The 14,111-nt window shown below is 37.3% G+C and carries 15 protein-coding genes and 1 riboswitch; of the genes, 13 read left to right on the top strand and 2 right to left on the bottom strand.

Annotated features, from left to right (window positions below):
• Positions 1 to 158: 158 nt before the first annotated feature.
• The 7 genes from xerD to BCR25_RS19130 all read left to right on the top strand — a co-directional run bounded on the left by xerD (position 159) and on the right by BCR25_RS19130 (position 5,948).
• Complete coding sequence (xerD, locus tag BCR25_RS19160; RefSeq protein WP_069665217.1) at positions 159 to 1,049, top strand: site-specific tyrosine recombinase XerD; 891 nt, start codon at positions 159 to 161, stop codon at positions 1,047 to 1,049.
• Positions 1,050 to 1,073: 24 nt separating this feature from the next.
• On the top strand, positions 1,074 to 1,436 hold the full coding sequence (locus BCR25_RS19155; protein WP_069665216.1) for a GNAT family N-acetyltransferase: 363 nt from the start codon (positions 1,074 to 1,076) through the stop codon (positions 1,434 to 1,436).
• A 44-nt stretch (positions 1,437 to 1,480) separates the two neighbouring features.
• Positions 1,481 to 2,260 carry a segregation/condensation protein A gene (locus BCR25_RS19150; RefSeq protein WP_069665321.1) on the top strand — a complete coding sequence of 260 codons (780 nt, stop codon included), beginning with the start codon at positions 1,481 to 1,483 and terminating at the stop codon, positions 2,258 to 2,260.
• Entirely contained in the window at positions 2,257 to 2,871 is a 615-nt protein-coding gene (gene scpB / locus BCR25_RS19145; protein WP_069665215.1) for an SMC-Scp complex subunit ScpB, read from the top strand. Before BCR25_RS19150 ends, scpB begins: the two co-directional genes overlap by 4 nt.
• Complete coding sequence (locus tag BCR25_RS19140) at positions 2,872 to 3,588, top strand: pseudouridine synthase (protein ID WP_069665214.1); 717 nt, start codon at positions 2,872 to 2,874, stop codon at positions 3,586 to 3,588.
• A gap of 155 nt (positions 3,589 to 3,743) precedes the next feature.
• Positions 3,744 to 3,866, top strand: a riboswitch (FMN riboswitch).
• A gap of 608 nt (positions 3,867 to 4,474) precedes the next feature.
• On the top strand, positions 4,475 to 5,080 hold the full coding sequence (locus BCR25_RS19135) for an ECF transporter S component (protein WP_069665213.1): 606 nt from the start codon (positions 4,475 to 4,477) through the stop codon (positions 5,078 to 5,080).
• Positions 5,081 to 5,222: 142 nt separating this feature from the next.
• Complete coding sequence (locus tag BCR25_RS19130; RefSeq protein ID WP_069665212.1) at positions 5,223 to 5,948, top strand: alpha/beta hydrolase; 726 nt, start codon at positions 5,223 to 5,225, stop codon at positions 5,946 to 5,948.
• Between the two features lie 58 nt (positions 5,949 to 6,006).
• On the opposite strand, the gene BCR25_RS19125 is transcribed toward BCR25_RS19130, so the two are convergent.
• A complete protein-coding gene (locus BCR25_RS19125; protein ID WP_069665211.1) occupies positions 6,007 to 6,219 on the bottom strand; it encodes a ferredoxin in 213 nt (70 codons plus the stop codon).
• Between the two features lie 39 nt (positions 6,220 to 6,258).
• Between BCR25_RS19125 and BCR25_RS19120 the strand changes: the two genes are divergently transcribed.
• The 5 genes from BCR25_RS19120 to rpsA all read left to right on the top strand — a co-directional run bounded on the left by BCR25_RS19120 (position 6,259) and on the right by rpsA (position 11,519).
• Complete coding sequence (locus tag BCR25_RS19120; RefSeq protein WP_069665210.1) at positions 6,259 to 7,284, top strand: helix-turn-helix domain-containing protein; 1,026 nt, start codon at positions 6,259 to 6,261, stop codon at positions 7,282 to 7,284.
• Between the two features lie 2 nt (positions 7,285 to 7,286).
• Entirely contained in the window at positions 7,287 to 8,726 is a 1,440-nt protein-coding gene (locus tag BCR25_RS19115) for a RecQ family ATP-dependent DNA helicase (protein WP_083242759.1), read from the top strand.
• Between the two features lie 81 nt (positions 8,727 to 8,807).
• Positions 8,808 to 9,332, top strand: a complete 525-nt coding sequence (locus BCR25_RS19110; RefSeq protein ID WP_069665209.1) for an SAG1386/EF1546 family surface-associated protein — start codon at positions 8,808 to 8,810, stop codon at positions 9,330 to 9,332.
• Between the two features lie 117 nt (positions 9,333 to 9,449).
• Positions 9,450 to 10,118 carry a (d)CMP kinase gene (gene cmk / locus BCR25_RS19105; protein ID WP_069665208.1) on the top strand — a complete coding sequence of 223 codons (669 nt, stop codon included), beginning with the start codon at positions 9,450 to 9,452 and terminating at the stop codon, positions 10,116 to 10,118.
• A gap of 189 nt (positions 10,119 to 10,307) precedes the next feature.
• Positions 10,308 to 11,519 (top strand): 30S ribosomal protein S1, encoded by a 1,212-nt coding sequence (gene rpsA, locus BCR25_RS19100; protein ID WP_069665207.1) that lies wholly within the window; start codon positions 10,308 to 10,310, stop codon positions 11,517 to 11,519.
• 66 nt (positions 11,520 to 11,585) lie between these two features.
• Here rpsA and BCR25_RS19095 read toward each other — a convergent pair whose 3' ends face one another.
• Entirely contained in the window at positions 11,586 to 12,362 is a 777-nt protein-coding gene (locus tag BCR25_RS19095; protein ID WP_069665206.1) for a helix-turn-helix transcriptional regulator, read from the bottom strand.
• A 203-nt stretch (positions 12,363 to 12,565) separates the two neighbouring features.
• Here BCR25_RS19095 and BCR25_RS19090 point away from each other — a divergent pair, with 203 nt between their 5' ends.
• On the top strand, positions 12,566 to 13,906 hold the full coding sequence (locus tag BCR25_RS19090; protein WP_069665205.1) for an aldehyde dehydrogenase family protein: 1,341 nt from the start codon (positions 12,566 to 12,568) through the stop codon (positions 13,904 to 13,906).
• The last annotated feature ends 205 nt before the right edge of the window (positions 13,907 to 14,111 follow it).

The following is a 14,111-nucleotide window of genomic DNA, read 5'->3' as shown; positions in this document are numbered from 1 at the left end:
TCGTCATATCCCACTCACGCGGAATTCAGATAAACAGTAAAAGCAGATACTTCTGTCCCGTTCTCCTTTTTAATCTTTGAAGAGTGAGATTTCCTGTGATTATTACAAATCAACTAGCATTCTTTGATAGGATAATAAAAAGAAATGAGGTAAAATAGATGGAAGAACAAATGATCGATTATCTCCATTATTTACAAATTGAACGTGGACTATCTCTCAATACAAGAAAAAGTTACGAACGAGACTTACATAAATATTTGGCTTTTTTACAAGACCAAAAAATAGAGTCATGGCAACTTGTTGACCGATACATAATTATGGAATATCTGCAGCTGTTGAACAATGAAAGTAATTCTTCTGCAACGATTATTCGTATGATCTCAACATTAAGAGGCTTTCATCAATTTTTGAGACAGGAACGTGTGATGGATCACGACCCAATGCAGCACATAGATTCACCTAAGAAAGCTCAAAAACTGCCTAGCACACTTTCTGTAGAGGAAGTAACAGCATTGATCGAAACACCGGATACAACCAAGCCACTGGGCATCAGAAATCGAACGATTTTAGAAGTGATGTACGCCACAGGCTTGCGAGTGAGCGAACTGGTGGATTTGAAAATAGGCGACTTACATCTATCGATTGGTTTGCTGCAAACGATTGGTAAAGGAGATAAAGAGCGAATTATTCCGCTGGGCGACTATGCGATTCAATGGATCGAAAAATATCTGGAAGAAGCAAGACCCACTTTGATCAAAAAGAATCAAAATGAAACGCATCTATTTGTGAACCATCATGGCAAGCCACTTTCACGTCAAGGTGTCTGGAAAAACTTGAAGCAAATTGTTCAAGAAGCGGGTATTAACAAAAACATCACTCCTCATACGTTAAGACATAGCTTTGCTACTCACTTGTTGGAAAATGGGGCGGATTTACGAATCGTGCAAGAGTTACTGGGACATGCCGATATTTCCACTACTCAGATTTACACGCATATTACTAAGCAAAGAATGGCAGATGTCTATAAACAACATTTTCCAAGAGCATAAGCAAAAGAAAAAGAAGGTGAAATCATGTTAACGTATTATCGAAAGGAACAACGAAAGATTGCTATGGGTTTATTGAGCTTTCACAAAAAAATGACCGAATATCAGTCATTATTGAAAGAAATCGATATGTATGAAAACGATGAACACTTACACTTATTTCTTTGGACACCTGATGATGAACAAAATATTCAAGGAATCATAGGAATCGAGAGGACAACTATAGATGAATTAATTGTTCACGATATTTCGATTACACCTTCTTTTCGCGGTGAAAATCTGGGATTTGAATTACTGAAAGAAGTAGCATCGATGTATCCAGAGACCAAAATCTATGGTACAAAAGCGACTTCTGCGTATTTATCTAAATGGAAAGAACACAACGAATGAATTTTATGGTAAACTAGAGAGTCGAAAAAGAAAGTTGGATGATCTTGCAGGAAATGAATGTAAAATTAGATGTATTTGAAGGACCGTTGGATCTTCTTTTACATTTGATCAAAAAATTAGAAATAGATATATATGATATTCCAATCGCTGCTGTGACAGAGCAATATATGAACTATATCCACACCATGAAAACATTAGAACTAGAAATTGCTGGTGAATACATAGTAATGGCGGCAACCTTGATGGCAATCAAAAGTAAGATGCTGCTCCCAAAACAAGAGTTGGAAGCAACGAATGACGATGAACTTCTAGCGGGCGAGGATCCTAGAGATGCATTGGTTGCACAGTTGTTGGAATATCGTAAATTTAAATATGCAGCAGGGCTTTTACATGAAAAAGAATCAGAACGAAGCCTTTATTACACGAAAGAGCCAATGGATGTTGATGAGTATAAAGAAGACAATCCATTGCTGGAACCAAATCAGTTAAACACAATCGATTTATTCTTAGCTTTTCATGCAATGCTTGAAAAGAAAAAAAATCGTCAGCCGATAGAAACCACTGTGGCTGGGGACGATGTATCGATTGAAGAAAAAATAGCAACAATCTCAGAAAGAATGGCTCAAATCGATCGGCGAACACCCGTGAATTTCGAAGACTTTTTTACCTCTTATTCAAAACAAGAGATCGTTACGACATTTATGGCCTTATTGGAATTAATGAAAAAAGGATCGATTCAGGTTGAGCAAACAGAAAATTACAGTACGATCTTGCTATACAATGCATTGGCTGAGATTGATTCAAGTACGGAGGAAACAGCGTGAGCACAATTAGTCAAATCGAAGCGATCTTATTTGTTGTAGGTGAGGAAGGGATTGGTCTAGAAGAATTATCCTACTTGTTGGAACTTTCTACAGCTAAAACCTATGAATCCTTGACTGCACTAAAAGAACGCTATGAATCAGATGATCAATCGGCATTAAATATATTAGAAGTTGGCAATCATTTTGTGTTATCCACGAAAAAAATATTTGCTCCACTATTAAAAAAATATGCCCAATCACCGATTTCCAATGCTTTATCACAAGCTGCGCTAGAAACATTATCGATCGTAGCTTACAAGCAGCCAATTTCAAGAGTCGAAGTTGATGAAATCAGAGGCGTTCAGTCAGCAGGTTCTATGCAAAAACTGGTTGCTCGTCAATTGATAGAAGAAAAAGGCCGAGTAGATGGACCAGGTCGAGCAATTTTATATGGTACAACTGCCTATTTCATGGATTATTTTGGTTTAAGATCACTAGATGAACTGCCGGATATTCACCAAATGGAAGAAGAAATCGCAGAAGAATTACCTCTAGACCTCTTTTTTGATCGTTATAAAGAATTAAATGAAGAAGAAACTACAGATACAAATGAATCGGAGGAAGAAAAATAAATGGAGAGACTTCAAAAAGTAATTGCCCATGCAGGTATCACATCCCGCAGAAAAGCCGAAGAATACATTGTCAACGGGCGCGTAAAAGTCAATGGAAAAATTGTTCGGGAGTTAGGTACTCAAGTAGGGAAGAACGACATGGTAGAAGTCGATGATGTTCCAATCTATAAAGAAGAATATGGCTATTATTTGTTTTACAAACCTAAAGGAGTGATTTCGGCTGTTTCAGATGACAAAGGTCGAAAAGTCGTAACAGATTATTTCACTCATATCAAGGAACGGATCTATCCTGTCGGACGTTTAGACTATGATACATCAGGCTTGTTGCTTCTAACAAACGACGGGGAGTTTTCGCAAAAACTGACACATCCAAGTCACGAAATCGATAAAGTATATGTCGCAAAAGTAAAAGGCTTAGCGAAAAAACATGATTTTCTTCCTCTGACGAAAGGAATGAAGATCGATGGCTACAAAACGGCTCCAGCTGCATTTCAAATCATATCTGTCGATTTAAAAACGAATACCAGCATTGTGGAATTAACGATCCATGAAGGACGTAATCACCAAGTGAAGAAGATGCTTCAAGCTGTTGGTTATCCTGTCCAAAAGCTAAAAAGAGAAAGATATGGCGACCTAACCTTAAAAGGCCTTCGCCCAGGAGAATACCGTAATTTAAATAAAAAAGAGATCAGTGTTCTAATGAATCAATCCAAATAATTACATTTTAAATGCTTGAGCATACCCTCTATCAGAGACAGTTCAAGCATTTTTTTGTACGAATAGGAATGTTAATTATGTGACTTATTGAACATAAAGATTGATTTTTTCATAAAAGGTTGTATAATTATACTTGTAATAAAAATTTAATAAAGGTTCGTCTTCAGGGGCAGGGTGAAATTCCCGACCGGTGGTTATAGTCCACGAACTACTTTTTTAAGTAGTCGAATTGGTGAAATTCCAGTACCGACAGTACAGTCTGGATAAAGAAGATAGGGCTTATTTGAATTGGCATTTTTCAGATAAGATAACTCTACTCTATTTTCCCTGTTGGAAAATAGAGTTTTTGCTGTGAATCACTACGACTGCCGGAGGCAGAGTAGATGCTGAACAGTACTTGGCGACCGGAGTGAGCGAAGTTACCCGCCGGGAATCACTACGATTGCCAGAGGCAGAGTAGATGCTGAACAGTACTTGGCGACCGGAGTGAGCGAAGTTACCCGCCAGGAATCACTACGATTGCCAGAGGCAGAGTAGATGCTGAACAGTACTTGGCGACCGAAGTGAGCGAAGTTACCCGTCAAGAATCACTACGATTGCCAGAGGCAGAGTAGATGTTGAACAGCACTTGGCGACCGAAGTAAGTGACGTCACTAAGCCGATAGCACGTAGCTTGTCAAAAGACAAAGTAAACGAGGAATATTCGGCGTGAATCGTGAACGAAGTTAGATTTGTATTGAAGTACGCTCAATAGCATTATAGTCATGCAACTACAAAGTCAGCTGTGTTCATCAGTCCGCATCTCACAACAAAATAAGAGTCATCACTGAAAATGTTAGTTTAGAAAAGTTCGTTTGAAGATGGGTCCTTAACAGGAGGATTTCATATGCGAAACAGTAAGGTACAAAAAATGGTAAGTGTAGCAATGTTAGCAGCAATAGGTGTCGTTTTACAGTTTGTGGCGTTTCCGATCATGCCCGCTTTTAGTTTCTTGAAAATCGATTTTAGCGATATTCCCGTAATGATCAGTATGTTTTTATTTGGACCATTAGCAGGGATCAGTACCGCTTTTATCCGATCAGCAATCCATCTATTTACTACAGGATTGTCTCCTCAAAATTTTGTGGGTGATGCAGCTAGTTTTTTAGCTACGACTATGTTTACATTACCAATGTATTACTTTTTTAAACGAGGAAGTCATAAAGTTTTAAATAAAACATTAGGTATAGTAACCGGAATAGTAGCGATGACTGCTTTTATGAGTATCGCTAATTACTTTGTGATTACGCCGCTTTATTTAAAACTATTCGGTGTATCAGCCGGAGATTTTTTAGGAATGTCTTTAGCTAGATATGTAACTATTGGTATTCTTCCATTCAACTTGATAAAAGGGGCTATTGTCAGTGCTGTTTTCTTGGTTTTACATGCTAAGCTTTTACCTTGGCTTTCTAGAAAACAACATCAATTAGGCAATAAAAAACCAATAATATAAAATGATTGAATAAAAGGTCGAGACAAGTTCTCGATCTTTTTTTGCGGATAGTCAAAAAATAGGTCCTAGCAGAACAAAATGATCTATTTATCTGCTTCTTTTTGGTAAGATAGAGTGGAGACGGAAAGGAGTGTAAATCAACATGAAAAAATGGCAAAAACGTTTGCTGTGGATACTAGGTGTATTTATCACAAGTGTGTTAGTGGGTTTATTTTATCTCAAAACAGTTACGTATACACCAACGACAGCAGCTATAAAAAGCGCTGAGCAAGCAAAAACAGAAGAGGGGACTCTCGTTTTTAAAGGTGATTCCAAGAAAACTGCACTTATATTTTATCAAGGTGCTTTAGTTGAAAATACCAGCTATAGTATCTGGGCACAACAAGTGGCTGAGGCTGGTCATACAGTTTATCTAGTGAAAGAGCCGCTCAACTTAGCTGTATTAGGACAAAATAAAGCAGAATCTGTCATTCAAAAGAACCATATAACTAATTATGTGATTGGCGGTCACTCTTTAGGCGGCGTTATGGCCAGCCGATTTGCAGCGGATCAAAAAAATCATGAAGGGCTGAAAGGTGTGTTCTTCTTAGCGAGTTATCCAGATGAAAAAGGGAGTTTGCGAACATTTACCGGACCTGTATTGTCATTAACAGGATCTGAAGATGGTGTTTTGAATTGGAGCGCGTATGAGGCCTCTAAAAAATATTTGCCTAAGCAAACCTCGTACGAAGAAATCCAAGGTGGGAATCATGCTGGTTTTGGCAGCTATGGACAGCAAAAAGGGGACAAGCCTGCTTCAATCAATAATGATGAACAACAACAAGTAATCGCTGATCAGTTGATTAAGTGGTTAGATAACATCGGTTAAAAAGAAAATAACAGCAGAACAAGATGCGTGCATGTGCATTTATCTGCTGTTATTTTCTTTATTTTTCGCTGATCTCTATTGCACGAACAGGGCATTTGCGGTACGCTGTTAACACATCGGCTTGTTCGTTTTTAGGGATAAATTCTTGGTGAGCTGAATGATCACGGGCCAAAATCACAAGACCATCATCGTCGTAATCAAAAATTTCTGGTGCATAGACTTGACATAAGCCACAGGCAATGCATTTTTCTGGAATTATTTTACATAACATAGGGACACATCCTATTCTATCATTCAAAGAGGTGAAACAATGGATCCGTACTTTATTTTAACGTTATTTCAACATGGATACAAGGTACGAACATCGACTTTGTATCATCTTTTAAAAGGAAAACGAACAAGTTCCGTACTAATCTATGGTTTCATGTATCAAAATTTACGTTTCTTTCAATTGACACCTGAATTAACAGAATCACAGTTTAACAAATTGGTGAATACATTGCTGGAAGAGCAGCTACTTAATAAAGATAAAGACGGCGACGTCCAATTAACTGTTGCAGGAGACGAGCTACTTAAAAGTCAAAAGAACGCCCATCAGTGGATCAATAACTACCGTTTTGGCAAAACAGACGAAGAAATCTGGCGTTTTTTACAGTTTATGGTGCAAGTCGTTTCTCATTTATCTTATAATAATAAACAATATGTTCCACTAGAGCAATCACCGTTGTATCAAGGACATTTAAAAAAGAGGATCACTTCATTACCGAGAGCTGAATTAATAAAAAAACTCAAAACGGACTGGTATTCAGTCTTTTCTCAGTTATCAAAAGAAGAGGCTGATTACTTTGCCATGCAGTTTTCAGGCTATCAACAAATTGGAAAAACAGCATTTCAACTGTTGGATGAAACTATTGCACCATTTGATCGCTACTTGTTAAAAAAAGAGCGGCTGCATCATTTGTTGTTTTTGATAGAAAATTTAGCAGAAACTAGCTTTCTGAAAGAAACCATTCAACCCTTTTTACAAAAAAATGAAAATCAAAGTATGAACGAGACAAAATTGCTCTTAAAAGAACATCTCTCAGTAGAGGAAATTGCTTGGCAAAGAAAAATGAAACAAAGTACGATTCAAGATCATTTAATAGAACTTGCTTTAACAGAACAGATTTTTATTGACCGCTATATTTCAGCAGAAACCTATCACTACTTGGATAAGCTCCAAACGCCTTGTGAGCAATGGATTTATCGTTCACTGAAAAAAGAGAATGACACTCTCGATTATTTTGAATATCGTCTGTATCAAATTCAAAAACTAAGAAAAGAAAGAGATGTGTAGGCATCATGATCGATTTAGAGCAGGTGTTACAGAGAAAATTTGGCTTTACTACGTTTAAACCAGGTCAAAAAGAAGTCATTGAACAACTGTTGAATGGTAAAGATACGCTGGCTGTTTTACCAACAGGCACTGGGAAATCATTGTGCTATCAAATGATCGGCCAATTGCTGGAGGGAACAGTTATTATCGTTTCACCATTACTATCATTGATGGAAGATCAAGTAATTCAGCTTCAAAAAAAGGGGGAATCACGTGTGATTGCCTTAAATAGCAGTTTATCTTATATAGAGAAACATTATGTGCTTGATCGGCTAAGCAATTATAAATTTATTTTTATCAGTCCAGAAACCTTAATGCAAAAAGAGGTCAGAATCAAACTTTCTAAATTGAGAATAGCTCTATTTGTAGTTGATGAGGCTCACTGTGTTGCGCAGTGGGGAGTGGACTTTAGACCGGAGTACACCAAATTATTTCAAATCCAGCAGGAGTGCAGATTTCCATTAACCTTAGCTTTGACTGCAACAGCAACTCCAGCTGTCAAAAAGGAAATCATTGCACAACTTTTTAACCATCGTCAAGAAGTAGCCCAAGTCATTTATTCAGTGAATAGGCCGAATATCGGACTGATCGTCAATAAAACGACCGAAAAAGACGAAAGCTTGATTATATATTTAACAAAACTAAATCAAAAAGGGATTATTTACTGTGCTACGCGAAAGACAGCTGAAAAAATTGCTCGTCTTATAAAAGAACAGACTTCTTTAAAAACTGCCTATTATCATGGCGGATTAACACCGAACGAACGTAGTTTGTTGCAGCAGCAATTCGTGAGCAATCAGTTGGATATTTTATGTGCTACGAATGCCTTTGGTATGGGGATTGATAAGCCGGACGTTCGTTTTGTCATTCATTATGATTGTCCAGACAGTTTAGAAAACTATGTGCAGGAAATTGGCCGTGCAGGTCGAGATGGACTTCCTAGTGTGGCAATCTTACTTTACCAACAGGGCGATGAATCAATCCACCACTATTTTCAAACGGAAAGCCGGCTGGACCGAGAAGTAATAAATACTCTGCTGGCATCCCAATCGAAAGAAGAGATCATGGCGGCGGAATTAAATGAAATTCAACAGAAATGGGTAGAAGGATATCTGAATCAAGAATATACACTCGAGGAATTAGAAGAAAGATTATTAAGAAAAGAGAAAGAGCGTAAACAACAGTTAAGTATTATGTTAAACTATATCAATCAAACAAAATGCCGCCGCCAATTCATTCAGCACTATTTCTCTGAAAAAATTGAAGTAAAAGAACATGCTGATTGCTGTGATAATTGTGGCTTATTCTTTGACAATTATCAAGAGCAAATAGTACAATCACCAAAAGAAAACGAAATCTCCAACCGGTGGGAGGACATTTTGATAAGATTATTTAAAGAATAAAAATAATCTTTTTTTAGACTGCAGCTGAGAAAAAGCTGTGGTATAATAGCAAACGAGAGAATTTTTAGGAGGAACAGATACGTGAGTAAAAAAGATAAAAAAAACGGTGTACGTGAACCTTGGGAGCAATCGATTTATGATACAGATAAGAATGCCGGCGGTTCTCGTTCAGAAAAGCGTCAACAAAAGAAAGGAAATACAGTTTTTCTAACAATTTTAGTTATCTTATTACTATTGATCATTACATTACCTGTAGGTACGTACCTTTATGTAATGAGAGACAAAAAACCTGATGATAGCAAACAAGCAAGTCAACCATCATCATCTGTTGTTGTTCAATCATCGGCTAAAAATAGCTCAACACAGCCATCGTCTACAAGCGAGGTACAACAATCTACGTCTTCATCAGAAGATGTAACTGATCCAAATGGTGAAACAACCCCTTCTTCTAGTGAAGCAGGAGCAGCATATGATACTGTTCAAGCCGGAGAAGGACCGCAACAAGTAGCTGCACGAAATGGCATTACTCTGGAAGAATTGCTTCAACTTAATGGAATCAGCAGCGATGTTGTTTTACAACCAGGCGATGAATTACGTGTAAAATAAGAAACAATTACTCAACAGAAGGCTTGTACGCTTTCTGTTGTTATTAAGGGTCTGAAACAAAACATGGATTGTTTTGTACCAGACTCTTTTACTATGTGATAGACAAGGGAGCTCATTATGAAAAAGATAAGTATTGCAATCGATGGACCGGCTTCTTCCGGGAAAAGTACTGTAGCAAAAATTTTAGCAAAAAAATTGAATTATATTTACTGCGATACAGGTGCGATGTATCGGGCATTGACCTATTTAGCGATCCAAGAAAAAGTGGATTTTGAAGATGAGTCTGAATTAGCTGAATTATGTTTAGAACATGTCATTTCATTTAAGCAAACAGAAAATGAACAGTTGGTTTTTGTTGATGATACTGAAGTAACGCAAGCAATCAGACAGCCTGATGTAACAAATGCAGTTTCGATCGTCGCGAAGCATAAAATGGTTCGTGAAAAAATGGTTGAACTACAACAAAAGATTGGTCAAGCTGGTGGTGTAGTTATGGATGGACGAGATATTGGAACAGCCGTTTTACCGAAGGCAGAGGTCAAAATATTTTTAGTGGCCAGTGTGTCTGAGCGTGCTGAAAGACGCTTTAAAGAAAATCAAGAAAAAGGAATCACTACTGATTTTGACACTTTGAAACAAGAAATCGAACACCGAGATTATCTTGACTCAACAAGAACTGTATCTCCATTAAAACAAGCGGACGATGCAGTGAAAATCGATACTACCGGATTGAACATCGAAGAAGTTGTAGAGGCGATCGAACAAGTGATTTCAACGACTCTTTAAACAAAGATTTCTTTGGAAAACACAATCAGGATATACTTTCTTTGTCTTTAAGAAAGAAAATTTCTTCTTATTCGAAAGAAAAAAAAGAAAATGAGAGAAATCGCTTTATTTTTTTAGTAAAATCCCTTACTATTAAAGGAGTAGGTCAGTTTTTTACGAATTTTTGGTGGCATAGGAGGATAAGTATTTATGACAGAAGACAAACAATTGGAAAACAGCAATGAAACAATGGAAGATGTAATCAACAGTGTTCAAGAAGTCAGCGTTGGCGATATCGTCAAAGGTGAAGTACTTGCGATCGAAGACAAACAGGTAGTTGTTGGAATTGAAGGTGCTGGTGTTGAAGGTGTAGTACCAGCTAAAGAATTATCTACTACACAAGTAGAAGATATCAACGAATTAGTGAAAGTTGGCGACATTTTAGATTTAGTTGTCATCACATCAATCGGTAAAGATAAAGAAAATGGCAGTTATTTACTTTCAAAACGCCGCTTAGATGCTAAAAAAGTTTGGGAAGAGATCGAACAAGATTTCGAAGCTGGAAAAATCATCGAAGCGCCTGTTACAAATGTTGTAAAAGGTGGTTTAGTTGTTGATGTTGGTGTACGCGGTTTTGTTCCTGCATCAATGGTAGAAGATCATTTTGTTGATGATTTCTCTGAATACAAAGGCCAAACCTTGACATTTAAGATCATTGAAATCGAACCTTCAGAAAATCGTTTGATTTTATCTCATAAAGCTGTGGTTGAAGCTGAAAAAGAATCTAAGAAAAAAGATATTTTAGCTGAATTACACGATGGAGATATCGTAGAAGGAAAAGTTGCCCGTTTGACAGACTTCGGTGCATTTATTGATTTAGGCGGTATCGATGGATTGGTTCACGTATCTGAAATTGCCCATCAACATGTTGGCAAACCAAGTGATGTCCTATCAGTCGGTGACGATGTAAAAGTCAAGATCCTTTCAATTAATCCAGATGAAGAACGAGTTTCTTTATCTATAAAAGAAACATTGGCTGGACCATGGGAAGATATCGAAAACAAAGCAGCTGCAGGCTCGGTTCTTGAGGGAACAGTCAAACGTTTAACAAGCTTTGGCGCGTTTGTCGAAGTGTTCCCTGGAGTTGAAGGCTTAGTGCATATTTCTCAAATTTCACATAAACACATTGCAACTCCTCATGAGGTTTTACAAGAAGGTGATGCTGTACAAGTGAAAGTTCTAGAAGTTAATCCGGAAGAACATCGTATTGCGTTAAGCATCAAAGCACTGGAAGCAAAACCAGAATCGAAAGAAGAGCCAAAAGAAGTAGAAGAATATGAATTACCAGAAGAAAATACTGGTTTTACTATGGGTGACATCTTAGGTGATGCACTAAAAGGACAAGATTCTGATTCAGAATAATGGATAATTTTTAGAGTGAAGGCAACTGCCTTCACTCTTTTTTACTTATATATAGATCAATTTCACTCATTGAAAAATGACACGCAAATCAGCGGGTGTATGTTCTCCATGATAGTGTTTACGAAACTGGTGGGGGGATTGACCAACCTTTTTCTTAAAGAGCTTGCTGAAATAAGTTGAATCGATGTAGCCGACAGTACCAGCGATTTCGGTAATGGATTCTTCTGTCTTCATAAGTAACTGCTTTGCTTTTTCAACACGGTAGGCAGTTAAATAATCAATAAAATTCATTCCAACAGCTTCTTTAAAGAAACGACTGACATAATGCCGATTGAGATGCATGATATCTGCTAATGTTGTTAAATTTATTTCTTCATTATAGTGCTCATGGATATAGTCCAAAATGGTGTTGATCTGTTCTTTTGCCAAAACAGTTGGTTTATTATTTAAAACATCCATCAAGGAAACTTGATTCAACGATCGTACACAACGATCAATCGCAAATTTAAGTTCATCTAAATCAACAGGAGTAAGCAAGTAATCGATTACACCGCAACGCAACGCTTGATGTAGACTTTGGAAGGATTCATGTTCAGTCAAAATAATCACCTTGATATTTGGTAAATCTTGCACTATTTTACGTTTGACACCAAATCCATCGACCTCTAAATGATCAATTGCAATCAGTAAAATTTCAGGGAGAAATTTTTCGGTGATTTGCAGTGCTTCTGCTTCTGTTGTTGCAGAAGGTAAAATTTTTATATTCATAAACGCATCACTGATCGATTGCTTAAGAATCGATTGTTCCTCTAAATCATTACTAACGATCAATAATCGGCACATAGATAAGCCCTCTTTTCTTTGTGAAATTATTTTTACATACTTATCATACAATTAATAATGTCAGCTTTCAAGCGCAAATCTTTGTGAAAAAAATACGTAAATAGGTAAATTTTTTCCATATTTCCCTTAAATTTGACCCTAACAAATTGGCTAAAATAGATTAAAATCAATTTGTAAGCGTTTAAAAAGAAAGGGTGGCTGAAATGACTGAAAAAATTAATGTAAAAGAAATTGAAACACTTGTCGAGACCGCTAAAAAAGCACAAGGAGAATATGAGCATTTTACACAGGAACAAGTAGATGCTGTTGTGAAAAATGTGTACCGAGCAACGTTAAACAATGCTGAGAAATTAGCAGAAGCAGCACATAAAGAAACTGGTTTTGGAAAAGTATCAGATAAGATAATTAAAAATACCTTTGCGAGTGAGCAAGTGTATGAGAGCATCAAAGATCTTCCAACTGTCGGAGTGATCAATCGCTTAGAGAAAGAAAAGATTATTGAAATCGGTATCCCATTAGGAATCGTAGCAGGGCTGATCCCATCAACAAATCCAACAGCAACAGTTATTTTCAAATCTTTGATTGCATTAAAAACAAGAAATGCAATTATCTTTTCTCCACATCCCAAAGCTTTGAATGCTATTTTATTAGCCGCTCAAGTGATTGAAACAGCAGCAGTTGAAGCGGGTGCTCCCGCCGGTTTGGTTCAGGTGATCCATGAACCAACGCTTGACGCAACAAGTGCTTTAATGAAACATACAGATATTTCATTGATTCTTGCAACTGGCGGAAAAGCAATGGTACAAGCTGCATACAGTTCAGGTAATCCGGCTATCGGTGTAGGCCCAGGCAATGTGCCGGCGCTTATTGATGCTTCTGCGGACATTGCCCATGCAATCAACTGCGTAGTGAGCAGCAAAACATTCGATAATGGAATCATTTGTGCGTCTGAACAAGCATTAGTTGTAGAAAAATCTGTAAAAGACGCTGTGATTGAACAATTGAATGCAAAACATGCCTATTTTATGAACGAAGAAGAAGCAGAAAAAGTCAGTCGTTACATCTTAAGAGAAACAGGTACTTTGAATCCAGAAATCGTTGGGAAAAGTGCTGTGGATGTGGCGCAGTTAGTAGGAATTTCAGTTCCTGATACAACAACTATCTTGATCTCAGAGCAAACAGAAATCGGGCACCACAATCCATTTTCTAGAGAAAAATTAACCCCAATTTTAGGCTTGTATACAGTGAATTCCTTTGAAGAAGGCGTAGAAACTTGTAAACAGTTACTTGCAAATGAAGGCACTGGACATACAGCTGTGATTCATACGACGATCGATAAAAATGCGGAAACATTTGGTTTAGAGATGAAAGCTTCACGTATTTTGGTCAATACATTAGGCGCTTTAGGCGCAATCGGAGCTACAACGAATTTATCTCCATCAATGACATTAGGATGTGGCGCTATGGGCGGCAGCAGTACCACTGATAATGTCACAGCACATCATTTAATGAATGTGAAGCGGATCGCCTATGGTGTAGAATAAAGCAGTATTTAAGATACGTTAATCACTTATTGTTCGTCACTGTTAACATATGAGGCTGAACAGTAATAGCAGAAAAAGAACAACATCGCGCAATAATCATTTAAAATGATTACGCAATGTTGTTCTTTTTTATTCTTTAATGAATCCTTTGCTAGTTTTTCTTGCATCTTCGGCAGGCATTAGGTAAACTAGTAAGGATTGAAAA

This window comes from Enterococcus termitis, assembly GCF_001730305.1.
Taxonomy (GTDB): Bacteria; Bacillota; Bacilli; order Lactobacillales; family Enterococcaceae; genus Enterococcus_L; species Enterococcus_L termitis.
This window is presented reverse-complemented; position numbering and strand designations above follow the sequence as displayed.